The sequence below is a fragment of the Pseudomonas sp. MYb185 genome, assembly GCF_002979975.1.
GTDB lineage: Bacteria > Pseudomonadota > Gammaproteobacteria > Pseudomonadales > Pseudomonadaceae > Halopseudomonas.
Genome location: NZ_PCQD01000008.1, coordinates 130,364 through 152,091, shown reverse-complemented (window position 1 = coordinate 152,091; position 21,728 = coordinate 130,364). Strand labels below are relative to the sequence as shown.

The window sequence follows — 21,728 nt, the reverse complement described above, 5'->3', positions numbered from 1 at the left end:
CCCGGTCCGCGGAGTCGATCATTGTGGGATTATCCATAGCAAGGAAAAACGAGATGAAGAAAACTGCCCTGGCATTATCTTGCGCCCTGTCAACGCTGTTCAGTATTCCTGCTGCCCAGGCGCTGGACGGGATCACTTTCCAGATTGGTGAATCATCGGAAAACACCACCACCTACCGCATCGGCGCGCAGTTCGAGTTCGGCCGTACCCTGTGGCAAAGCCAGTCCGGTGGTGTGCAGTTGAATGGCTACTGGGACGCCGGGGTGACCCGCTGGAGTGGGCTGGATGCAACCAGCCTGACGTTGACGCCCATGTTCCGCCTGAGCTTCGGGGCCAGTGATGGGGGAGTGACACCCTTTGTGGAGGGCGGCATCGGCGCTGCCTACTTTACCGAAACCGACCTGGATGACCAGGATCTGGGCAGCAAATTCCAGTTCGAGGATCGCCTGGGTGCGGGCCTGATGTTCGCCAGCGGCTCGGAAGTGGGCATACGCGCCTACCATTACTCCAATGCCGGCATCAAGAAGCCGAACGACGGTATCAACATGGCTGCGCTGTATTATCGCCTGGGCTTCTGAGCCCGCCTGCCACGGGCAGGGAAGCCCGTTACCCCGCTTTCCCATCACTTGTCCAATACTGCCTTGGCTGCCTGCCGGCCACTGAGCCAGGCATTTTCGATCCTGCCGCCCAGACACCAGTCACCGCAGACATACAGACCCAGCTTCGGAGCGGCCAGAGCGCCCCATTTCAACTCTTCGGCGGGACGCGCCTGCGGCCAGTAGCGGATCTGCACCTGGTCGGCTTCCGGTAGCGGCACGCCCAATACCTCGGCCATCGCCTGCTGCAGGGCGCTGGCAACCAGTTCCGGGCTGGCGTGCTGATGTTCCTCGGCCCAACTGGCGGTGGATTGCGCGACCCACAGCTCATCGGCCGGCCGTTGCGGTTTGCTGTTGTTGCGCGCCAGCCAGTCGAGTGGCCCATCGCGTACGAAGCAGGCATCCAGCACTGTGCCCAGCGGATTGGCGAAGCGCAGTGCCAGGCTCCAGCAGGGGCGCATGCGGACCCGCGCCACGTCCTGTTGCACTTGGGGGGCGGCCTCCAGCAGCAGCGCCGCGGTAGCCGGCGCGGTGGCCAGCACTAGGCCGGTAAAGGGACCCAGCTGGGTGCCGTCGGCCGTCTGCAGCAGCCAGTGTTCGTCGGCGGTTCGTTGAATCTGCTGGATCTCGCTGTCGCATACCGGGTCGCTGCCCAGCAGGTGCTCGGCCAGCGTGGCCATATCCGGTATACCGACCAGGCGCTGGATATCATCGGCCGAGGCCCGCAGGCCGTGTGCGTGATCATAGTGATACAGTCGCGGCGACCACTCGGCGATCCAGCCGCGCTGTTGCCACTCCCTGGTAGCCTGGCGGAAGGCTGGGTGGCGCACCGTGAAGTACTGCGCACCCAGATCGGGCTTGCCGACATCGCCCAGCCGTCCGCCCACTGCGCTGTCACGTTCGAACAGGGTGACATCCACTCCGGCCTCGACCAGGGCCGAGGCGGCACTGATGCCGGCCAGCCCGGCACCGATAACGGCAATCTTGCGTGTGTTGCTCATTCCGACGACCTTGCTCCAGGTGGGTCCGGCCGGCACAGGGGCAGCCGCGATGAATCGTCCTAGGATTACCGAACCGTGCCCTGGCTGCAAGCGGAGCTGGTGCTGTCGGCTGTGCCTGCGGTGCGGTAAACACATTGCAAGCAGGGTACAATCGCGCTATCGATCAATGCCGACAAGATGATGATGCGACAAGGGAGAGCCTGATGTCCGATCGTGGGATTTTGCTGGTCAATCTGGGTTCGCCCGCCAGCACCGAGGTGGCCGATGTGCGCCGCTACCTCAACCAGTTCTTGATGGACCCGTGCGTGGTGGATCTGCCCTGGCTGCCGCGACGGCTGCTGGTCAGCCTGATTCTGTTGCGCCGGCCGCGCGAGTCTGCGCGTGCTTACGCCTCCATATGGTGGGAAGAAGGTTCTCCGCTGGTGGTCATCAGCAAGCGTGTACGCGATCAGTTGCGTAGCCGAGTGGATATGCCGGTCGAGCTGGCAATGCGTTACGGTGAGCCATCCATCGAGCAGGGCATTGTGGCGCTGATGCAGCAGGGAGTCAGTGAGATATTGCTGATGCACCAGTACCCGCAGTTCGCCGATAGCACCATTACCACGGCGGTGCTTGAAGCGCAGCGGGTCATCGAACAGCACCGTTTTCCGGTGCGTCTGACTGTACTGCCCGCTTTCCATGGCCGCCCTGACTACCTGGAAGCGTTGGCGAGCAGTGCCCGGCCGCATCTGGAGGGTGGCTTTGACCATCTGCTGTTCAGCTATCATGGCCTGCCCGAGCGTCATCTGCGCAAGGCCGATCCCACAGGTGACTACTGCGTGAGCTTCGAGGACTGCTGCGAGCGTCACTCGCCGTCCCATCCGACCTGCTACCGGGCCCAGTGCCGGGCGGTCAGCCAGAGTATTGCCGAGCGCTTCGATCTCGCGCCGCAGCAGTGGAGCATGTCGTTCCAGTCGCGATTGGGCCGCGCCAAGTGGATCGAACCCTATACCGAGGCGCAACTGGAGGAGCTGGCCGCCCGCGGTGTTAAGCGGTTGCTGGTGATGTGCCCGGCATTCACCGCCGATTGCATCGAGACGCTGGAGGAAATCGGCGATCGTGGCCGCGAGCAGTTCATCGATGCCGGTGGCGAGGAACTGGTGCTGGTGCCCTGCCTGAACGACCACCCGCAGTGGATGGATACCCTGGCCGACTGGGCGCGCAACGAACCGGTCAGCGCCTGAGCCACTCCGCCAGGGCCAGGTGCAGACCCAGGGCGATCAGTACCGCGCCCATGACTCGGTCGAACCAGTGGCCCAGGCGGGCGAAACCGCGGCGCACTGCCTGCTGGCTGAACAGCAAGGCGACCAGGCAGAACCACAGGGTAGTGGCGAGCGCCAGATAGAGGCCATAGCCGGCCTGAATCAGGATCGGTGTCTGCGGACTGATCACCAGCGTGAACAGCGACAGGAAGAACAGCGTTGCCTTGGGGTTCAGGCCGTTGGTGATGAAGCCGATGCCGAAGGCCCTGCGCGATGCCAGGACCACCGCTGGCGCGGTGATGTCCGTCGCCGCCTGCGGTCTGGCACGCAGCGCCTTGACCCCGATGTACAGCAGATAGGCACCGGCCAGCAGCTTCAGCAGGTTGAACAGCCATACCGACTGCGAGACGATGATGCCGATGCCCAGCAGCGAGTAGGTCACATGCAGGAAGATACCGCTGCCTACCCCCAGGGCGGTCATCAGACCGGCCTGGCGTCCGGCACTGACGCTGTTGCGTATCACCACCGCAAAGTCCGGCCCGGGGCTGATCACCGCCAGCAGATGCACCAGCGCCACCAGAAGAAATTCGTTCAGATACAATGGACCACTCCGGCCTGAAAAACGGCCATTCTAACTCCCTTCCCATGGCAGACACAGGTTGCACAATGAAAAAGCTATCGGCGGTATTTCTGGACCAGGCCTCATTGGATCAGGGTGATCTCGACATGCAGGCGCTGCATGACAGCACCTCGCAGCTGACGCTGTTTGCGGCCACTGCGCCGGAGCAGGTGGCGCAGCGTATTGGTGACCATCAGGCGGTGATCACCAACAAGGTGGTGATCGATGAGCGGGTCATGCAGGCCTGCCCGCAATTGCAACTGATCCTGATCGCCGCCACCGGCACCAACAATGTGGATCTGGAGGCGGCCCGGCGTCGCGGCATCGGTGTCTACAACTGCCAGGCCTACGGCACGCCTTCGGTGGCGCAGCACACGCTGATGCTGATGCTGGTATTGATCACCCGTTTCGAGTCCTACCGCCAGGCGGTACGCGAGGGAGCCTGGCAGCGCAGCAGCCAGTTCTGCCTGCTGGACTATCCGATCGGTGAGCTGTCCGGACGCACCCTGGGCATTCTCGGTTACGGTGAGCTGGGCCAGCACGTCGGCCACCTCGCCAGTGCCTTCGGCATGCGGGTGCTGGTGGGGTCTGTGCCGGGGCGTACCCATCCTGATCGGCCGGCTCTGGATGAGCTGCTGCCGCAGATCGATATTCTCAGCCTGCACTGTCCGCTTACCGACAACACCCGCGGCATGATTGGCGCTGCGCAACTGGCGGCGATGAAACCGGGCAGTCTGCTGATCAACACCGGGCGTGGCGGACTGGTGGATGAGCAGGCACTGGTCGACAGTCTGCGCAGCGGTCACCTGGGCGGGGCCGGTTTCGATGTGTTGACCACCGAGCCGCCGGTGGCGGGCAATCCGCTACTGGAGGCGCAGTTGCCGAATCTGGTAGTGACGCCGCATAGCGCCTGGGGCAGTCGGGAGGCACGGCAGCGGATCGTCGCGCAACTGGCGGAGAATCTGCTGGAAGGGCAGTCCCGGGCAAGCCGGCGCATTGTGTAGCCTGATCGACAGATTGGGCATGATGCGTTTCACAGAATCACCAACATCACCCATTTGGGTGATGTTCTGCCCTTGAGTCACCGTTAAGTTCCCGGCCTCATGTCAGGAGCAGGCAGTCCCTGAGCATCTTTTCTGCTGATGGGAGTCTGCCATGGGATCGGGACGATCTGCACGCCACCGACTGGGGACCCGCCCGGCGCTGCCCGGTGGCGCCGGGCGGCAGCGCGGCGTCAGCCTGCTGGAAGTGCTGGTGGCGCTGCTGGTGCTGGCCATCGGCGTGCTTGGCGCCGTCTCACTGCAGACCAATGCCCTGCGCTATAACGCCAGTGCCGCCTACCATACCCAAGCCAGCTTCCTCGCCTATGACATGCTCGATCGCATGCGGGCCAACGCCGGCAGCCTGTCCAGTTATGCCCTGAGCGTCAACAGCACATGCTCTGCTGCATCGCAGGCCTCATCGATCCTGGCTACCGACCGCGAGGATTTCATCCGCGCCGTCAGTTGCCTGTTGCCGGCCGGTTACGGCAGCGTGGTGATCAGCGGCAGCCGTGCGACCATCACCGTTGGCTGGTCGGAGCAACGTATCGTCGCGGATGGCGGCCATACCGAAGTGGTCATTTCCTCACTGATCCGGGGTGACCTGTGAGCGGTCTCGCGCCGGTAGGCGCACAGCGCGGCTTCGGGCTGGTCGAGCTGATGATCGCCATGACCCTCGGGCTGATCCTGGTGCTTGGCGTGTCGCAGATATTCATTGCCGGCAAGCAGAGCTTCGTGGTGCAGCAGCATAGCGCCGCGTTGCAGGAGAATGCCCGCTTCGTGCTGACCCGTATCAGCCGCGATCTGCGCCAGGCCGGCATGTTCGGTTGTCTGGATCTGGCCCGCCTGCCTGCCGCTACCCGCAGCCAACTGCCAGTGGACTTTGCCCAACCCATCAGTTTTGCCGACGGTGTGCTCAAGGTAGTCACCGCGGTGCCGGTGTATGCCAGCACTGCGTTCGGCGGCAGCCACAGGGCCTCGGACTATGGCGCGCAGTGGTTGCTGGCGAGCAACTGCCTGAACGAGCTGCGTATTGTCAGCGGCACCGACCGTCTGCAGGCCGGCCCTGGCGACCTGCTGATCCCGGTACGCCAGATCGAGTACCGGCTGGCGCAACATGCGGTGCAGACCCGCCTCAACGGCACTGGCAACTTCGAGGTACTGATCGACAACGTGGCGGCCTTCGACGTGCGCTTCGGGTTGGCCGCCGATGCCGCGCAGCGGCAGGTGGACGGCAGTTACCTGGCCACGGTGGCAACCGAGGACAGTGCGCGCATTCGCAGTGTGCGCCTTGCCCTGGGTCTCAGTGACAGTCCGGCCAGTACCGATGACGGCAAGGTCAGGGTGCAGCAGTACACCCTGGTCACCGCGCTGCGCAACCGGCTGGATTGAATGGAACAGGAGCGGATCATGTTTACAGGTTCAACACGGCGCCAGGCAGGCAGTGCCCTGATCATCAGCCTGGTTCTGCTGCTGATGCTGACCCTGACCGCGGTGGCGGGCATCGGTATCTCTACCAGTCAGGAGCGCATGGCGCATAACGTCAAACTCAAGAACGACAGCTTCCAGGCCGCGGAAAGCGGCCTGCGCTACATCGAACAGCAGGTCCGCGCTAATGAACTGATGCTGCCGTTGCTGGTATGCGTCCAGGCTGGCTGCGAGCTGCCAGTTGCCGCACTCGATCCGGACCATCTGAGCGCCCCGGCTGCCGATTGGAGTGCGTTACCGGTTGCGGTGGCCGGCAATGACGCGCGGGCCTGGTACCGCATCGTGCGGCTGGGTGACAGCGTCATGCCGGCGAATCTGGCCGCCGGGGCGCCGAGCACCCTGTATCGGATCTCGGTGGTCAGTCACAAGGGGGCTACCCGTACGGTTCTGGAGAGTGTCTATGCCTTTACACGGATGTAACCTGCACCGCTGTCAGGCGGCTGTCGCCGGGCTGGCGCTGGGGCTGTGCACGGCTCTGCCGGCGCAGGCCTTCGCTCCCTTGAGCGGGCCGATATTATCTGCCTCGGTCGTACCGCCCAACGTGCTGGTGCTGTTCGACAATTCCTCGAGCATGGTGCTGAACTCCATCGGCAGCGAAACGCGTCTGGACATTGCCCGGGACGTCACCAAGGACGTGATCGCGGCCAATCGCGACCTGCGCTTCGGACTGTTTACCTTTCGTCAGTCACTGCCCAATGACAGTGGCCCGGGAGGGCAACTGCAAGTGGAGGCGGGCAGCATCGACCCGCACAGCGCTGCCGGCATCGCCCGCTTCGATGCGCTCAACCGGGCGTTGGACGGGTTGAATCCGAGCACCAGGGGCAGCCTTACCTGGACCCCGCTGGCCGAGTCCTATTATGAGATCACCCGTTATCTGCGCGGCATGCGGGCGTTCTACCCGCAAACCCTGGCCGAGTCGCAGCGCGAGGTGTTCCACAGTCCGATCCAGTATCGCTGCCAGAAGAACTTCGGTCTGGTGGTGACCGACGGCCTGCCCACCCATGACAGTCAATTTCCCACCACGCTGGCGCAGGAGCCGGACGGCAACAATCCGCGGCTGGCCGGCAACTTCAACCTGCCCGACTGGGATGGGGACGGCGCCGATGTCACCGCTGGCGCACAGGACAGCACCGAAGGCGGCACCTTCTACCTGGATGATATCGCCCGCTTCGCCTATGAAACCGACTTGCGCAGCAGCGGCACCGACCAGGCCGGACAGAGCTGGAATGATCCGCGCTTCCCGTTGCAGAACCTGCAAACCTATACCGTCGGCTTTGCCCTGGACGATGTCCGCCTCAGTCAGGCGGCGAGCGCGGGCAATGGCCGCTACTTCACTGCCAGCGATCGCCAGCAACTGCAGCAGGCACTGAGCAGCGCCCTGCAGGAGATCAGCGCCGCGGCAGGCTCTGGCGGCGGTGCGGTGAGTGACAGCCAGCAGCTCAGTGCCGGGGTCAGTCGTTACTACCAGACGCAGTTCGACCCCAGCGACTGGAGCGGCAGCCTGCGCGCCTACCAGATGAATGCCGATGGTGAGCCTGATACCTTGCTGTGGAGCACCGACCAGACTTTTGTACCGGGCGCAGCGGGGGGCACTTTCCAGACCTGGCGCAATGCCGAGGGCGGGACAGCCGCTGGTGCCGTCACGCTGGGCGGCAATACCTGGGCGCTGCTGTCTGGCGAACAGCAGGTGGCGCTGGATGCCGAGGCGATGACGGCCGGTCTGACGGGCAGCGATGCCGCGCAGCGCCTGCTCGACTGGACCCGCGGCAGCCGGGATGCCGAGCTGCGTAGCCGCAGCCGGCTGTTGGGCAATATCATCAATTCCGCCCCGGTGCTGGTTGGAGCAGGGCACCAGGCTCTGACCATCAACCAGGGCGCGGACTATGCTGCGTATCTGCAGCAACGGCGCAGCGCTATGGCCGAAGCGCTGCTGGTCGGTGCCAATGACGGCTTTGTGCGCCTGTTCGACACCGCCGGCAACCATCTGTACTCCTACCTGCCGGCGGCGCTGCAGGTCGGCCTGGGTATACGTGCGCGCTCCGATTACGGCAACGGCAATCACCACCGTTCCGGGGTCGATGGTCGCCTGGTGGTCGCCGATGCCGAACTGGGTGGCCAGTGGAGCACCCTGGCGGCGGGTGGCCTGGGTGCCGGTGGCAAGGGACTGTTCGTTCTGCGCCTGTTCGATGCGGTTCGTGGCGATGCGGCGCGCGGTGCGCTGTGGGAGGTCAATGCCAGCCAGAGTGAGGCGATCGGGCATGTCTACGGCAGACCGGTGATAACGCGGCTGCATGGTACCCCGGTGCTGATCACCGGCAACGGCTATGGCAGCACCGCCGATGGTGCAGCGCTACTGGTGTTCGACCTGCAGACCGGTGTGCTGCTCAGGCAACTGGAGGTCAGCGCTCGCCCGGGAGTGGTGCAGGGCAATGGCCTGTCCGCACCGGTGCTGCAGTTCGATGCGGCTGGCGAGGTGGGAGCAGCGTTCGCCGGTGATCTGCATGGCCAATTGTGGAAATTCGACCTGCACCAGGCGGATGCGGCCCACTGGGCGGTGGCACACGATGGTAAGCCGCTGTTCACCGCTGCCGCCGGCCAGCCGATCACCGTACAACCGCAACTGCATCCGAGCATGAACACCGACCGGGATCTGGTGCTGTTCGGCACCGGCAAGTTCATGGAAACAGCGGACCTGACCGACACTGGCACCCAGGCGTTCTATGCCGTGCTGGATGTGCCAGCGTTGCCGGTGGACGGGCTGACACCCGCGGCGCTGCAGGAGCAGCGCATCGCTTCGCTTACCACCGACCCCGGCAGCGGCCAGGCGGTACGCACGGTAACCTCCAACACAGTGGACTGGAGCAGCCAGCATGGCTGGTATCTGCCGCTGATTCACAACAGCCAGGCTCAGGGCGAGCGGGTAACCCGGGACTTCGTGATCAAGAATGCCCGGGTGCTGTTTACCACCGGTTTCATCAGGACCGATGTCGACGACCCTTGCCTGACCCAGGCCGGTGGCTGGCTGATGGCGGTGTCGCTGAGCAATGGTGGCATGCCGGCCAGGCAGATACTGGACACCAACGGCGACCGGCGCATCGACGATGCCGACCTGCCGGCGGCAGGCCTGGAGCTGGACATCGGTCTGCCGGGCGATCTCAGCGTCATGGACCGGGATGAGGACGGAATGCCGGCCGGCTGCAGCGGTGAAATCTATCTGGTGCAGGGTTCCAGCGATGTCGCGGTGGTTTCCGGTCGGCCCCATTGCCAGTTCAATCGCATCATGTGGCGGCAGCTGCAATGAGGGGAGGGTGCATGTCGAGAAAAGCACAGCGGGGGTTCACCCTGATCGAGCTGATGCTCGTGGTAGTGGTGATCGGTATCCTGGCGGCGATCGCGCTGCCGTCCTATCAGGAGCATGTGCGCCAGACCCGGCGCGCCGAGGTAACCGCAGTGCTGCTGGAAAACGCCCAGCTGCTGGAACGGCACTACACCCGTCACGGGGGGTATGACAGCGGCACGGTCAGCGGCCTGGCCAGCCAGAGCCCGGCTACCGGCAATGCGGTATTCAGCATAGTGCCGACCCTGGCTGCCGAGAGTTTCACCCTGACCGCAACGGCGGTCCCCGGCGGTATCATGGCCGGGGATGCCTGCGCCAGCTATACGCTGAATCAGGTCGGTCAGCGCACACCGACCGATCGGAAGTGCTGGCGCCGCTGATCGCTCAGTCGGCTGTGGGGGCGGCCGGATCGGGCCTGGTCGCCGGCAGGATGAGGTTCAGCAGAATGGCGACGATGCCGCACAGACTGATGCCCTGCAGAGTGACTGTCTGGTTGCCGATGGCCATGCCGCCGATACCGAAGACCAGGGTGATCGATACGATGCACAGGTTGCGCGCTTCGGACAGGTCGACCTGATGACGGATCAGGGTATTGATGCCGACCACGGCGATCGAGCCGAACAGCAGGCACAGAATGCCACCCATCACCGGTAACGGAATGCCCAGCAGGACGGCACCGAATTTTTCGATGAACGCCAGTCCGATGGCGAAGACGGCGGCCCAGATCATCACCAGCGGATTGAAGTTGCGGGTGAGCATCACGGCGCCGGTCACTTCGGAATAGGTAGTGCTCGGCGGTCCGCCGAAGAAGGCCGCGGCTGAGGTGCCCAGGCCATCGCCCAGCAGCGTACGCTGCAGGCCGGGCTTGCGTACATAGTCCTTGCCGGTCACCGCACCAATCGCCATCACGTCACCGATATGCTCGATCGCCGGGGCAATGGAAACCGGGATCATGAACAGGATGGCGGCCAGGTGGAATTCGGGGAACACGAAGCCCGGCATGGCCAGCCAGCCGGCATTGTCGACGCTGGTGAAGTCCACCTCTCCCAGTGCCCAGGCCAGCGTGTAGCCGACCAGCACGCCGGCCATGATCGGCACCAGGCGGAACAGGCCCCGGGCATAGACGGCGACCAGCAATGTGGTGATCAGCGAAGCGAGTGAAATGAGCAGTGCGGTGGAATAGTCCATCACCTGCAGGCTGCCGTCGCCGGACTTGCCGGAGGCCATGTTGACCGCGGTGGAAGCCAGCCCGAGGCCGATCACCATGATCACCGGACCGATCACCACCGGCGGCAGCAGGCGGTGGATGAAGCCCGGCCCGCGCAGATGTACCGCCAGGCTCAACAACAGGTACACCATACCCGCAGCGACCAGTCCACCGAGGGTGGCTGGCAGGCCCCAGGTCTGATTGCTGTACAGGATGGGGGCGATGAAGGCAAAGCTGGAGGCGAGGAAGACCGGTACCTGGCGCTGGGTCACAAAGTGGAATATCAGGGTGCCCAGGCCAGCGGTGAACAGCGCCACACTCGGATGCATGCCGGTGATCAGCGGCATCAGGACCAGGGCACCAAAGGCGACGAAGAGTATCTGGGAACCGGCCAGCACGCTGCGCCAGCCGGTGGTACTCATGTCCTGCTGCATCAATGGGCGTCCTTCTGCCGGGTACCGAAGATCTTGTCACCGGCATCGCCCAGGCCGGGGATGATGTAGCCATGTTCGTTCAACCCTTCATCCACCGAGGCGGTGAATATCTCCACATCCGGATGGGCGGCATTCACCCGCTTGATGCCTTCCGGGGCAGCCACCAGCACCAGTGCGCGGATCTCATGGGCGCCTGCGCGCTTGAGCATATCGATGGTGCCGATCATGGAGCTGCCGGTGGCCAGCATCGGGTCGATGATCAGGGCACGGCGCTGGTGCAGCTCGCTGACCAGCTTTTCCAGATAGGTGTCGGCTTCCAGGGTCTGTTCATTGCGCACCATGCCGATGACGCTGACCTTGGCGCTGGGGATCAGGCTCAGCACGCCGTCGAGCATGCCGAGGCCGGCACGCAGTATGGGCACCACGGTGATCTTCTTGCCGGCCAGCCGTTCGACGCTGACATCGCCGCACCAGCCGTCAATCGTGTGATTTTCAACCGGCATGTCCTTGGTCGCTTCGTAGGTCAGCAGGGCGGCAACCTCCTGCGCCAGTTCGCGGAAATTCTTCGTGCTGATATCGTTGCGACGCATCAGACCGAGCTTGTGGCGGATCAGAGGATGGCGAATTTCTTGGATGTTCATTGAGGGGTTCCAGGGGGCGGGCCAAATACGCTGATAGCGTAAACCAATGTCCGGTGCCGGTCATCCGGTTATCTGCGATGGTGCGTCACATCGCTTGCATGGCTGTAGCAGGTGCAGTATTTTGCCTCGCTTTTCCGATGCCCCCGGAGGCTATGCATGTCCCTTGATCTCGAGCACGTCAGGCAGGTCATGAACGAGGCGGATTGCCTGTACACGCAGCAGCAGGTCGAGGCGGCCATGGACCAGATGGCCGCGGCGATCACCCAGACCATGCAGGACAGCAATCCGATCGTCTACAGCGTGATGAATGGCGGCCTGATCATCGCCGGCCAGCTGTTGACCCGGCTCGCCTTCCCGATGGAGGTGGGCTACCTGCACGCGACCCGCTACCGCAACAAGCTGTCCGGCAGTGAGCTTTTCTGGAAGGCCCGTGCCGAGCATTCGCTGGTTGGCCGTACGGTATTGATCATCGATGACATCCTCGACGAGGGGCATACCCTGGCGGCGATCGTCGAATACTGCCGTGATGCTGGCGCCGAGCAGGTGTTGACTGCGGTGCTGCTGGACAAGACCCATGACCGCAAGGCCTATCCCGGCCTGCGCGCCGACTTTACCGGGCTGGATGTCGAGGACCGCTATGTGTTCGGCTACGGCCTCGACTACAAGGGCTACTGGCGCAACGCCGCCGGCATCTACGCGCTGAAGGACCACTGACAGCGCTGTTCAGCCCGACGGCTCTGTGCCAGTTTCAGCCAGCTTCGCCCTGATCAACTGCGCCGCTAGTTGCGGTGTGGCGGCGAAGCTGCGCACATCGCGCCGGGCATCGAGTCCGGCGCGCCGGAGCTTGAGCCTGATCTGCGCCCTGACCCCGACCAGATACACCCGAATGCCGCGCCGATGAAGGTCCTGCAACGCCTTCTCGAACAGCACCAGGGCGCTCATGTCCATGCTCGGCACCGAGCGCATATCGATCACCATATGCTGAACCCCGCTATCGAAGCGGCTGATGGCTTCCAGCGCCTTGTCGGCGGCGGCGAAGAACATCGGGCCCTGGATGGAGTACAGCACGACGCTGTCCGGCAGGTCAGCCAGCGGCCCCTCGCTGCCGCGCAGCTGTGCGCCGCCGCCACTCAGCGCGGCCATGCGCCGGATGAACAGCGCCGAGGCCAGCAGCAAGCCCACCCCCACCGCCAGCACCATGTCGAACAGCACGGTCAGCAGCAGGCAGATCAGCAGCACCAGCACATCCTGGCGCGGCCCGACCCGCAGCAGATGCAATACCCGTGGCGCTTCGCTCATGTTCCAGGCCACCATCAGCAGCATGGCTGCCAGCGAGGCCATCGGCAGCCAGGCGAACAGCCGGGCCAGCAGCACCACCGCCAGCAGCATGACCAGCGCATGCACCACCGCGGCGATCGGCGAGCGGGCGCCGCTGCGCACGCTGGTGGCGGTGCGGGCGATCGCCGCGGTAGCGGTGATGCCGCCGAAGAAGGGTACCACCAGGTTGCCCAGTCCCTGGCCCAGCAGCTCGGCATTGGGGTCATGCCGGGTATTGGCCATACCGTCGGCGACCAGCGCGCACAACAGCGACTCGATGGCGCCGAGCATGGCCACCGCCATGGCCGACGGCAGCAACTGGCGCAGCATCTCGAAATTGACCAGCAACGGCTGGCCATCGGCACCGGGCAGCCGCCATGGCAGCACCCAGTGCGGGGCAAAGGGCGGAATGCCGGCATGTATGACGCCGTCCAGCTCATAGCTGAAGCGTGCGCCGAGGGTCGCCACCGGTATCTGCAGCGTCATCAGCAGCAGACCCAGCAGGCTGCCGGCCAGTAGTGCGACCAGGTGTCCGGGAACGCGTCGAGTCAGGCGTGGCCAGAGGATCAGCGTCGCCAGGGTGGCAGCGCCGACCAGCGTGTCGCCAGTGCTGATCGAGGGTAGCGCGCCGGCCAGGGCCTGCAATTGCTCGATATAGTTGCTGTGCTGGCCGATATCCTGCAGGCCGAAGAAGTCCTTGATCTGCAGGGTGGCGATAACGATGCCGATACCGGCGGTAAAGCCCATCACTACCGGGTAGGGCACGAACTGGATCAGATTGCCCATGCGTGCCAGCCCCAGCGCCAGCAGGATTGCCCCGGCCATCAGGGTGACCAGCAGCAAGCCACCCAGGCCGTACTGTTGGGTGATCGGCAGCAGGATTACCACGAAGGCGGCGGTCGGCCCGGAGATATTGAAGCGCGAGCCGCCACAGATGGCGATGATCAGTCCGCCGACAATACCGGTGTACAGGCCATGCTGCGGCGCCACACCCACAGCGATGGCCAGTGCCATGGCCAGTGGGATGGCGATGATGCCGACGGTGATGCCGGCCAGCACATCGCTGCGCAGGCTGGCCAGGGAATAGCCCTGCCGGAAGCTGTCGCGCAAGGCGGCGAACAGCGGCACTCGAAAGGAAGAACTGCTCATAGTGTTTCCTGTGTTGACAACGCTGGGCGCGGCTGCCACAACAGATCTTTGTGTCTGCTCGGGAAGTCTGCCCCATGAAAATTAGCACCAAGGTACTCACAAGCATACTCCTCGCTGCGCTTACAGGTGTAGTGGGTGCCGCCCCGCAGAGCCTGCCGCACGAGGAGTTCATGCCGCCGGACCGCTATGCGGCCCGTCAGGATCGCCCCGAACAGCTGTTGCTGCAGATCGACAGCTATCGCATGACCGTGGCCAGCGAGTCACGCCAGGGCAGCTCCGGCCGCAGTCAGGAAAGCAGCCTGTGGTTGTTCGTCGAAGGTCGTTCATTGCTGCGTGGTGGCGCGCTGCGCAGTGTGCGCATCGGCTTCATCGACGGTGCGGGTAGCCTGCCGCCGGCCAGGCACGATCAGCAGGCCCAGACGCTGACCCTGTACTATCCGCTGAGTTATCTGCAGGCGCTGACCGGCCTGCTCGAAGGCCCAGGCCCGCATTTCGTGCAGGCACGCTTCTATGGCAACGGGACGGTATGGGCGGATATCCACGCCGGGCCGGTCAGCGTCCCCTGAGCAGTCTGTCGCCAACAGACTCTAAGCTGGTGGCGGCGCGGCCGGATGGTTACAATTTGGCCCTTACGTATTCACATGAGGGATTGTTCGTGCGCAAAGACAAGAAAAAGGTGGTTGGCGAGCCCATGACCGATGAGCAGGTTGCCGTGTTCATGAGTTTCCGTCCGCGAGAGGCTGACGAGCCCGTTGACCATTACATGTTGACGCGCGCCTATCGGGGCTTGCGGGCGCATGACTTCGCCCGCTTCCTGGAGATGTTCCAGGCCGCTGGCCATGATGTGAACGCGCTGGATGCCGAGGGCAGGACCTTCCTGCAGGTCATCAGTGGACATGCCCAGGCCGAGGACTACGTGGCGGCACTGGAAGAAGTGGGCGCGCGTCCAGCCTGACCTGGCGGCTCTGGAATCATCTGTCATTCTGTATCTCTGTCATCGCTGAAAGGAGTGCAAGCATGTTGAAACATCTGGGTTGGCTGGCGGTAGCGGGATTGGCCCTGGTGCTGGCCGGCTGTGCCCACAGCCCGCAGCAATTGAACGTGACGCCCAGCGTGACTGCGCCGTTGAGCCAGGTTGCGCGTCAGCAGCCGGTGGTGGTCACTGTCAAGGATAGTCGCTCATCGCCGGTGCTGGGCACCCGCGGCGGCATCTATCCCGACTCCAGCAACCTGACCCTCAGCGCCCAGACCGTGCCCCATCTGCGCCAGCAGGTGGAGCAGGCGCTCGGCAAGCTGGGCTTTCAGGTGGTGCCGGAGGGGACGCCCAATGCCAACAGCCTGGTGGTGAGCCTGGCGGAGCTGTCCTACGTTTCGCCGCAGGAGGGTGTGTATGTCACCCAGGCGGACATCTCCGCGGTATTCGCTACCGAGGTGCGCTCGATGAACCAGCGCTACATTGGTCGCTACAGCGCTTCGGCCCAGCACCGTTTCGGCTATGCGCCGAACCAGGCCACCAATACCCGCCTGGTGACCGAGGTCATGAGCGATGCGCTGTCGCGCATCTTCAAGGATCAGGAAGTCATCCGCATCCTGCAGCAATAGCCGGCTTCATCTGCGCGGGCCGCCATGCCGACGGCCCGCGCAGCGCTCACTCTTCCTTCGGTGTATTCAGCAGTTCGTCATGCTCGGCCATGTTCCATGGCAGCCCGCCCGGTGACAGATGCAGGAAGTGCAGGTACTTCTCGAAGTGGTCGAGAATGTCGCTGATGATCTCCTGGCCATCATAACCGTAGACGTCATAGGCCTGCCCGCCCCGGCGCAGGAACACCTCGGCCCGGTAGTAGTAGCTGTCCTCGTCGGCGGTTTCCCCGGTCTCCGGATGGGCAAAGGCCGGCAGCAGGTAGTCACGCAGGCGGATCTCGTACAGGAAGTCCAGTTGTTCCGGCACGATGACCTCCAGATAGGCGCGAAGATTTTCCTCGTCGTAATGCACCTCTGCCGGCCAGGACTGCGCCTGCAGCCCCTTCGCCACCCGGATCATGGCGGTCAATGCCGGACCTTTGATGAACTGCTCCACCTCATCCTTCTTCGGATAGTTGACGATGCCCGCCAGGCGTTTCTTCCATGGCGAGCCGGTCTGGCCGCTGCTGCCGCGGTTCGACTGCAGGTTGACCTGCTGGTGGTGGCTTTCGATGATCAGTGCGCGCCACATGCCCAGTGCCGAGAGCAGCATGATGATGGCAAACGGCAGGGCACTGGCGATGGCCATGCTCTGCAGCGCCTTGAGCCCGCCGGCCACCAGCAGCACCGAGGCCAGCACACCGCTGAGGATGGCCCAGCCGCCACGCTGCCAGGCCGGTGTGGCCAGCGCCCCGCCGGAGGCCAGTGAGTCGACCACCAGCGCCCCGGAATCGGCTGAGGTAACGAAGAACAGCGCGATCAGCAGTACCGTTATGAAAGAAATCACCGAGGTGAGAGGCAGTTGCTCCAGCAGCTTGAACAGGGCAACGGCGTTGTCGGCCTTCACCTGATCGATCAGCTCGCTATAACCCTGGTTGATGATCATGTGCAGGGCGGTGTCGCCGAACACCGAGAACCAGAAGAAGGTGAACAGGGTCGGCACCAGCATCACCCCGAAGACGAACTGGCGAATGGTCCGGCCGCGGCTGATCTTGGCGATGAACAGGCCGACGAAGGGCGCCCAGGCGATGGTCCAGCCGAAGATGAACAGCGTCCAGTTACCGATCCAGTCACTGCGCGAATAGGCCTGCAGATTGAAGGTGCGCTCGACGATATTGTTCAGGTAGCTGCCGGTATTCTGCAGGAAGGTCTCCAGGATGAAGATCGTCGGTCCGACCAGAAACACGAACAGCATCAGTGCGGTGGCGATGATCATGTTGAGCATCGCCAGGTTCTTGATGCCCTTGTCCATCCCGGCCACTACCGAACCCATGGTCAGCAGCGTGATCACCGCGATACAGGCGATCTGCACCCCGGTACTCAGTGGTATCGATGGCCACAGGTAATTGAGCCCGGCGTTCATCTGCGCTACCGACAGGCCCAGTGTGGTGGCAATGCCGAACATGGTGCCGAGAATGGCGAAGGTATCCACCGCATGCCCGATCGGCCCATAGATACGTTCACCGATCAGCGGGTACAGCGCCGAGCGAATCGACAGCGGCAGGCCGTGGCGGAACGAGAAGTAGGCCAGCACCAGGCCGGTCAGGCCGTAGATCGCCCAGATATGAAAGCCCCAGTGGAAGAAGGCGATCTGCATCGCCTGCTTGGCTGCATCCACTGTCAGGCCCTCCGCGCCCTCCGGCGGGTCGGCATAGTGCAGCACCGGCTCGGCCACCCCGAAGAACAGCAGGGCGATGCCATAACCGGCGGAGAACAGCATGGCGAACCAGGAGGGAAAGCTGTATTGCGGCTCGGCATGGTCGGGCCCGAGCTTGATGTGGCCCCATTTGCTCATGGCCACGATGACGATGAACACCAGGAAAATCGCCACCGAGAGCATGTAGAACCAGCCGAAGGTATTGGTGATGTAGCCCAGCACCGAGCTGAACAGCTCCCCGGCCAGCTCGGGCCGGCTGGCGGTGCCTACGACCAGCAGCAGGATGAAGAAGAACGCCGGAATGAATACCGGCAACAGAATGGTGGTGTTCCAGAGGCGTGGTCTGGTGGGTTCCGACATGCGGGAAAGCTCCTTGGGCCCGAACGAATGAGTGCTGCCGGGTGGCGGCAGCGCTTCGCCGAGAGTATAGCAACCGGGCTGCCGATGCCCGGCTCAGGACTCCATATCGCAGGTTTGCACCTTGACCCGGGCAGTGCCCGCGCGCAGCATGCCCAGCTCCTTGGCGGCAGCCAGCGAGAGATCGATGATGCGGTTGCCCACGAACGGACCGCGGTCATTCACCCGCACCACGGTGCTGCGGCCATTGAACAGGTTGGTGACGCACAGCTGGGCGTCGAACGGCAGGCTCGGATGGGCGGCGGTCATCGCCGTTTCGTCGTAGGGTTCGCCGCTGGCGGTACGCCGGCCATGCAGGCGCGAGGAATAGTAGGAGGCGCGACCCTCGGCGGTGTAGGACAGGCCACCGTCGCTGTCGTTCAGGCTGTCGCCGATGGCCGAGCAGCCGGGCAGCAACAGTATCGAGGTGAGCAGTACCCGTCCCAGCCGCGCCGGCAGAGTGCCGACGCGGCTGGGACGGATGCGAAGGAGGGCATTGACGACAGACAAAACTCAGCCTTCCAGTTTCTGCTTGAGCAGCTGGTTGACCTGCTGCGGGTTGGCCTTGCCCTTCGATGCCTTCATCGCCTGGCCGACGAAGAAGCCGAACATCTTGCCGCGCTTGGCTTCATCGCTGGCGCGGTACTGCTCCACCTGCTCGGCATTGGCTGCCAGTACCTCATCCAGCATGGCCTCGATGGCGCCGCTGTCGGTGACCTGCTTCAAGCCCTTGGCTTCGATGATCTGGTCGGCGTCGCCTTCACCGGCGGCCATGGCCTCGAACACCATCTTGGCGATCTTGCCGGAAATGGTGTTGTCCTTGATGCGCAGGATCATGCCGCCCAACTGGCTGGCGCTGACCGGCGACTGGTCGATCTCGATGTCGGACTTGTTCAGCAGGCTGGACAGCTCGCCCATTACCCAGTTGGCCGCCAGCTTGGCGTCACCGCAGGTCTGCTGCACCTGCTCGAAGTAGTCGGCCATCTCGCGGCTGGCCGACAGCACGCTGGCGTCATAGGCGGACAGGCCGAACGCACTCTGGAAGCGCTCGCGTTTCTGCTGCGGCAGCTCCGGCAGTTCGCCGCGCACCTGCTCGATGAAGGCCGGCTCGATCACTACCGGCAGCAGGTCGGGGTCGGGGAAGTAACGGTAGTCGTTGGCTTCCTCCTTGCTGCGCATGGAGCGGGTCTCGTCCTTGTTCGGGTCGTACAGGCGGGTTTCCTGCACTACCTTGCCACCGTCCTCGATCAGTTCGATCTGGCGCTGCACCTCGGTATTGATCGCCTTCTCGATGAAACGGAACGAGTTGACGTTCTTGATCTCGCAGCGGGTGCCGAACTCTGCCTGGCCCTTGGGCCGTACCGAGACGTTGCAGTCGCAGCGCAGCGAGCCTTCGGCCATGTTGCCGTCACAGATGCCGAGGTAGCGCACCAGCGAGTGGATGGTCTTGGCGTAGGCCACGGCTTCCTTGGCGCTGCGCATGTCCGGCTCGGAAACGATTTCCAGCAGCGGGGTGCCGGCGCGGTTCAGGTCGATGCCGCTCATGCCGTGGAAGTCTTCATGCAGGCTCTTGCCGGCATCCTCCTCCAGGTGCGCGCGGGTCACGCCGATGCGCTTGACCGTGCCATCGTCCAGGGTGATGTCGAGAAAACCCTTGCCGACGATCGGCAGCTCCATCTGGCTGATCTGGTAGCCCTTGGGCAGGTCGGGGTAGAAATAGTTCTTGCGTGCGAACACGTTGGTCATGCCGATCTCGGCATCGATCGCCAGACCGAACTTGACCGCATTCTTCACCGCCTGGGCATTGAGCACCGGCAGGGTGCCGGGCATGCCCAGGTCGATCAGGCTGGCCTGGGTGTTGGGCTCGGCGCCAAAGGTGGTGGCGCTACCCGAGAAGATCTTCGAGGCGGTGGTGAGCTGGGCATGAATCTCCAGCCCGATAACGATTTCCCATTGCATGTTCAGTATTCCTCAAAACCCATCAGGCGTGCGGGTGTGCCAGTCGGTGTGCTGCTGGTACTGGTGAGCAATGTTCAGCAGGCGTGGCTCGCTGAAGTAGGGGCCGAGCAGTTGCATGCCGATCGGCAGGTCAGCGGCGAAACCGGCGGGCATGGCGATGCCCGGGACCCCGGCGAGGTTGGCGGTGATGGTATAGATGTCGGTCAGGTACAGACTCACCGGATCGTCGATCTTCTCGCCGATGCGGAATGCCGGCGTCGGCGAGGTCGGGCAGAGAATGACATCGACCTGCTCGTAGGCGGCCATGAAGTCATTCTTGATCAGCCGGCGGATCTTCTGCGCCTGCAGGTAATAGGCGTCGTAATAGCCGGCGGACAGCGCGTAGGCCCCCACCATGATGCGTCGCTTGACCTCATCGCCAAAGCCCTCGGCACGCGAGCGCAGGTACAGGTCGGTCAGGTCCGCCGGATTGTCGCAGCGATAGCCGAAGCGTACACCGTCGAAGCGCGACAGGTTGGAGGAGGCTTCCGCCGAGGCGAGCACGTAATAGGCCGGAATCGCCAGCTCGGCGTTCGGCAGGCTGATGTCCTTCACCTCGGCACCGAGCGCCTGGAACTGCTTGACCGCCGCGGCAATCGCGTCGGCGGTGATGCTGTCCAGGCCACTGGCGAAATATTCCTTCGGCAGACCGATGCGCAGGCCGCTCAGCGGCTGGTTAAGCTCGGCGCTGTAGTCCGGCACCGGCTGGTCGACGCTGGTGGAGTCCTTGTCATCGAAGCCGGCCATGGCCTGCAGTAGCAATGCGCAATCCTCGGCGTTGCGCGCCATCGGGCCAGCCTGGTCCAGGCTGGAGGCATAGGCGATCATGCCCCAGCGCGACACCCGGCCATAGGTCGGCTTGAGGCCGGTCAGTGCGTTGAAGCCGGCCGGCTGGCGGATCGAGCCGCCGGTATCGGTACCGGTGGCCGCTGCGCACAGGCGGGCGGCCACGGCTGCCGCCGAGCCACCGGAGGAGCCACCGGGGATGTGCTCGACATTCCATGGGTTGCGCACCGGGCCGTAATAGCTGGACTCGTTGGATGAGCCCATGGCGAACTCGTCCATGTTGGTCTTGCCCAGGGTCACCGCGCCGGCATCGATGAAGCGCTGGGTGACGGTGGACTCGTAGGGGGCGATGAAGTTGTCGAGCATCTTCGAGCCGCAACTGGTACGCACACCCTGGGTGCAGAACAGGTCCTTGTGCGCCAGCGGAATGCCGGTCAGCGGGCCGGCACTGCCGTCGGCCAGCCGTGCATCGGCGGCACGCGCCTGCTCAAGCGCCAGCTCCGGGGTGACGGTGATGAAGCTGTTGAGCGCACCATCGAACTGCTCGATGCGCCTGAGGTAGTGTTCGGTCAGCTCGACGCTGGAGATTGCCTTGCTGTGCAGGGCCTGTGACAAGCCGGCCAGGGTTTTCTCATGCATGTATAGTGTCTCGTTTCAAAGCGCGGCGGGTATACGCGGTATTCACTCGATGACCCGGGGGACCAGATACAGGCCCTGTTCGGTGGCCGGTGCAATAGCCTGCAACGCCTCGCGCTGATTGCTTTCGGTGACCACATCGGCGCGCAGGCGCTGGGTGGTTTCCAACGGGTGGGCGAGCGGCTCGACGCCACTGGTATCGACAGCCTGCATGGTGTCGATCAGGCCCATGATGCTGGACAATTTGGCCGTGGTGGCGGGAATGTCCTGATCCTGGATGCCGATGCGCGCCAGATGGGCGAGCTGTTCCACGTCTGAGCGGTCTAGGGCCATGTGTATTCTCCATGAAGCCGGACGATCCGGGTTGGATGCTGGGTAAATCCGGGAAAAGGGACGAATTTACCACATCCGCGCCTTGCCCAAAAACCCCGCCATTGTTAGAGTTGCGACACTTCAGGAAGTACCGATCAGTTGCCTGTGTTCGAGTCGTTCCGCCGCTCTTCAT

At 63.8% G+C, this 21,728-nt stretch carries 22 protein-coding genes; 12 read left to right on the top strand and 10 right to left on the bottom strand.

The annotated features are described in order from the left end of the window. Window positions 1–53 precede the first annotated feature (53 nt). Window positions 54–578 carry an acyloxyacyl hydrolase gene (locus tag CQ007_RS13890; protein ID WP_105646431.1) on the top strand — a complete coding sequence of 175 codons (525 nt, stop codon included), beginning with the start codon at window positions 54–56 and terminating at the stop codon, window positions 576–578. 44 nt (window positions 579–622) lie between these two features. Here the strand turns inward: CQ007_RS13890 and CQ007_RS13885 are convergent, their stop codons facing one another. After that, window positions 623–1,597: an NAD(P)/FAD-dependent oxidoreductase gene (locus CQ007_RS13885; RefSeq protein WP_158256777.1), complete on the bottom strand. Its 975-nt coding sequence runs from the start codon at window positions 1,595–1,597 to the stop codon at window positions 623–625. Window positions 1,598–1,800: 203 nt separating this feature from the next. Here CQ007_RS13885 and hemH point away from each other — a divergent pair, with 203 nt between their 5' ends. Continuing rightward, the gene (gene hemH, locus CQ007_RS13880) at window positions 1,801–2,820 is read left to right on the top strand and encodes a ferrochelatase (RefSeq protein ID WP_105646429.1); all 1,020 of its coding nucleotides are present in this window, start codon (window positions 1,801–1,803) and stop codon (window positions 2,818–2,820) included. Here the strand turns inward: hemH and CQ007_RS13875 are convergent. After that, window positions 2,810–3,439, bottom strand: coding sequence for a LysE family transporter (locus CQ007_RS13875; RefSeq protein WP_105646428.1), 630 nt, complete (start codon window positions 3,437–3,439; stop codon window positions 2,810–2,812). The two genes, hemH and CQ007_RS13875, sit on opposite strands and share 11 nt — an antisense overlap. Before the next feature lie 65 nt (window positions 3,440–3,504). On the opposite strand from CQ007_RS13875, the gene CQ007_RS13870 reads away from it, so the two are divergent. The 6 genes from CQ007_RS13870 (at window position 3,505) to CQ007_RS13845 (ending at window position 9,702) form a co-directional block, all read left to right on the top strand. Further along, complete coding sequence (locus tag CQ007_RS13870) at window positions 3,505–4,461, top strand: 2-hydroxyacid dehydrogenase (protein ID WP_105646427.1); 957 nt, start codon at window positions 3,505–3,507, stop codon at window positions 4,459–4,461. 151 nt (window positions 4,462–4,612) lie between these two features. Next, window positions 4,613–5,107: a type IV pilus modification protein PilV gene (gene pilV, locus CQ007_RS13865; protein ID WP_105646426.1), complete on the top strand. Its 495-nt coding sequence runs from the start codon at window positions 4,613–4,615 to the stop codon at window positions 5,105–5,107. Continuing rightward, window positions 5,104–5,889 (top strand): PilW family protein, encoded by a 786-nt coding sequence (locus tag CQ007_RS13860; protein ID WP_105646425.1) that lies wholly within the window; start codon window positions 5,104–5,106, stop codon window positions 5,887–5,889. Before pilV ends, CQ007_RS13860 begins: the two co-directional genes overlap by 4 nt. Before the next feature lie 18 nt (window positions 5,890–5,907). After that, on the top strand, window positions 5,908–6,405 hold the full coding sequence (locus tag CQ007_RS13855; RefSeq protein ID WP_158256776.1) for a PilX N-terminal domain-containing pilus assembly protein: 498 nt from the start codon (window positions 5,908–5,910) through the stop codon (window positions 6,403–6,405). After that, window positions 6,386–9,286, top strand: coding sequence for a PilC/PilY family type IV pilus protein (locus CQ007_RS13850; RefSeq protein ID WP_158256775.1), 2,901 nt, complete (start codon window positions 6,386–6,388; stop codon window positions 9,284–9,286). The genes CQ007_RS13855 and CQ007_RS13850 overlap by 20 nt, the downstream gene beginning before the upstream one ends. A gap of 11 nt (window positions 9,287–9,297) precedes the next feature. Next, the gene (locus CQ007_RS13845) at window positions 9,298–9,702 is read left to right on the top strand and encodes a type IV pilin protein (RefSeq protein WP_105646422.1); all 405 of its coding nucleotides are present in this window, start codon (window positions 9,298–9,300) and stop codon (window positions 9,700–9,702) included. A gap of 4 nt (window positions 9,703–9,706) precedes the next feature. Here CQ007_RS13845 and CQ007_RS13840 read toward each other — a convergent pair whose 3' ends face one another. Together CQ007_RS13840 and upp are read right to left on the bottom strand one after the other, a co-directional pair. Further along, complete coding sequence (locus CQ007_RS13840) at window positions 9,707–10,963, bottom strand: uracil-xanthine permease family protein (protein ID WP_105646421.1); 1,257 nt, start codon at window positions 10,961–10,963, stop codon at window positions 9,707–9,709. After that, a complete protein-coding gene (upp, locus tag CQ007_RS13835; RefSeq protein WP_105646420.1) occupies window positions 10,963–11,604 on the bottom strand; it encodes a uracil phosphoribosyltransferase in 642 nt (213 codons plus the stop codon). Before upp ends, CQ007_RS13840 begins: the two co-directional genes overlap by 1 nt. Before the next feature lie 156 nt (window positions 11,605–11,760). Between upp and CQ007_RS13830 the strand changes: the two genes are divergently transcribed. Next, window positions 11,761–12,318 (top strand): hypoxanthine-guanine phosphoribosyltransferase, encoded by a 558-nt coding sequence (locus CQ007_RS13830; protein ID WP_105646419.1) that lies wholly within the window; start codon window positions 11,761–11,763, stop codon window positions 12,316–12,318. Window positions 12,319–12,327: 9 nt separating this feature from the next. Here the strand turns inward: CQ007_RS13830 and dauA are convergent, their stop codons facing one another. Continuing rightward, window positions 12,328–14,070: a C4-dicarboxylic acid transporter DauA gene (gene dauA / locus CQ007_RS13825; protein ID WP_105646418.1), complete on the bottom strand. Its 1,743-nt coding sequence runs from the start codon at window positions 14,068–14,070 to the stop codon at window positions 12,328–12,330. Window positions 14,071–14,144: 74 nt separating this feature from the next. On the opposite strand from dauA, the gene CQ007_RS13820 reads away from it, so the two are divergent. The 3 genes from CQ007_RS13820 to CQ007_RS13810 all read left to right on the top strand — a co-directional run bounded on the left by CQ007_RS13820 (window position 14,145) and on the right by CQ007_RS13810 (window position 15,672). Continuing rightward, complete coding sequence (locus CQ007_RS13820) at window positions 14,145–14,636, top strand: hypothetical protein (protein ID WP_146114591.1); 492 nt, start codon at window positions 14,145–14,147, stop codon at window positions 14,634–14,636. A gap of 89 nt (window positions 14,637–14,725) precedes the next feature. After that, on the top strand, window positions 14,726–15,025 hold the full coding sequence (locus tag CQ007_RS13815) for a PA4642 family protein (protein WP_218278885.1): 300 nt from the start codon (window positions 14,726–14,728) through the stop codon (window positions 15,023–15,025). A 62-nt stretch (window positions 15,026–15,087) separates the two neighbouring features. Further along, entirely contained in the window at window positions 15,088–15,672 is a 585-nt protein-coding gene (locus tag CQ007_RS13810; RefSeq protein ID WP_105646415.1) for a YajG family lipoprotein, read from the top strand. Between the two features lie 46 nt (window positions 15,673–15,718). Here CQ007_RS13810 and CQ007_RS13805 read toward each other — a convergent pair whose 3' ends face one another. The 5 genes from CQ007_RS13805 to gatC all read right to left on the bottom strand — a co-directional run bounded on the left by CQ007_RS13805 (window position 15,719) and on the right by gatC (window position 21,556). After that, a complete protein-coding gene (locus CQ007_RS13805; protein WP_105646414.1) occupies window positions 15,719–17,767 on the bottom strand; it encodes a BCCT family transporter in 2,049 nt (682 codons plus the stop codon). 93 nt (window positions 17,768–17,860) lie between these two features. Continuing rightward, on the bottom strand, window positions 17,861–18,313 hold the full coding sequence (locus CQ007_RS13800; protein WP_371919832.1) for a septal ring lytic transglycosylase RlpA family protein: 453 nt from the start codon (window positions 18,311–18,313) through the stop codon (window positions 17,861–17,863). Between the two features lie 3 nt (window positions 18,314–18,316). Next, window positions 18,317–19,762, bottom strand: coding sequence for an Asp-tRNA(Asn)/Glu-tRNA(Gln) amidotransferase subunit GatB (gene gatB, locus CQ007_RS13795; RefSeq protein WP_105646413.1), 1,446 nt, complete (start codon window positions 19,760–19,762; stop codon window positions 18,317–18,319). Window positions 19,763–19,774: 12 nt separating this feature from the next. Continuing rightward, window positions 19,775–21,226 (bottom strand): Asp-tRNA(Asn)/Glu-tRNA(Gln) amidotransferase subunit GatA, encoded by a 1,452-nt coding sequence (gene gatA / locus CQ007_RS13790; RefSeq protein WP_105646412.1) that lies wholly within the window; start codon window positions 21,224–21,226, stop codon window positions 19,775–19,777. Window positions 21,227–21,268: 42 nt separating this feature from the next. Beyond that, window positions 21,269–21,556: an Asp-tRNA(Asn)/Glu-tRNA(Gln) amidotransferase subunit GatC gene (gatC, locus tag CQ007_RS13785; protein ID WP_105646411.1), complete on the bottom strand. Its 288-nt coding sequence runs from the start codon at window positions 21,554–21,556 to the stop codon at window positions 21,269–21,271. Window positions 21,557–21,728 lie beyond the last annotated feature (172 nt).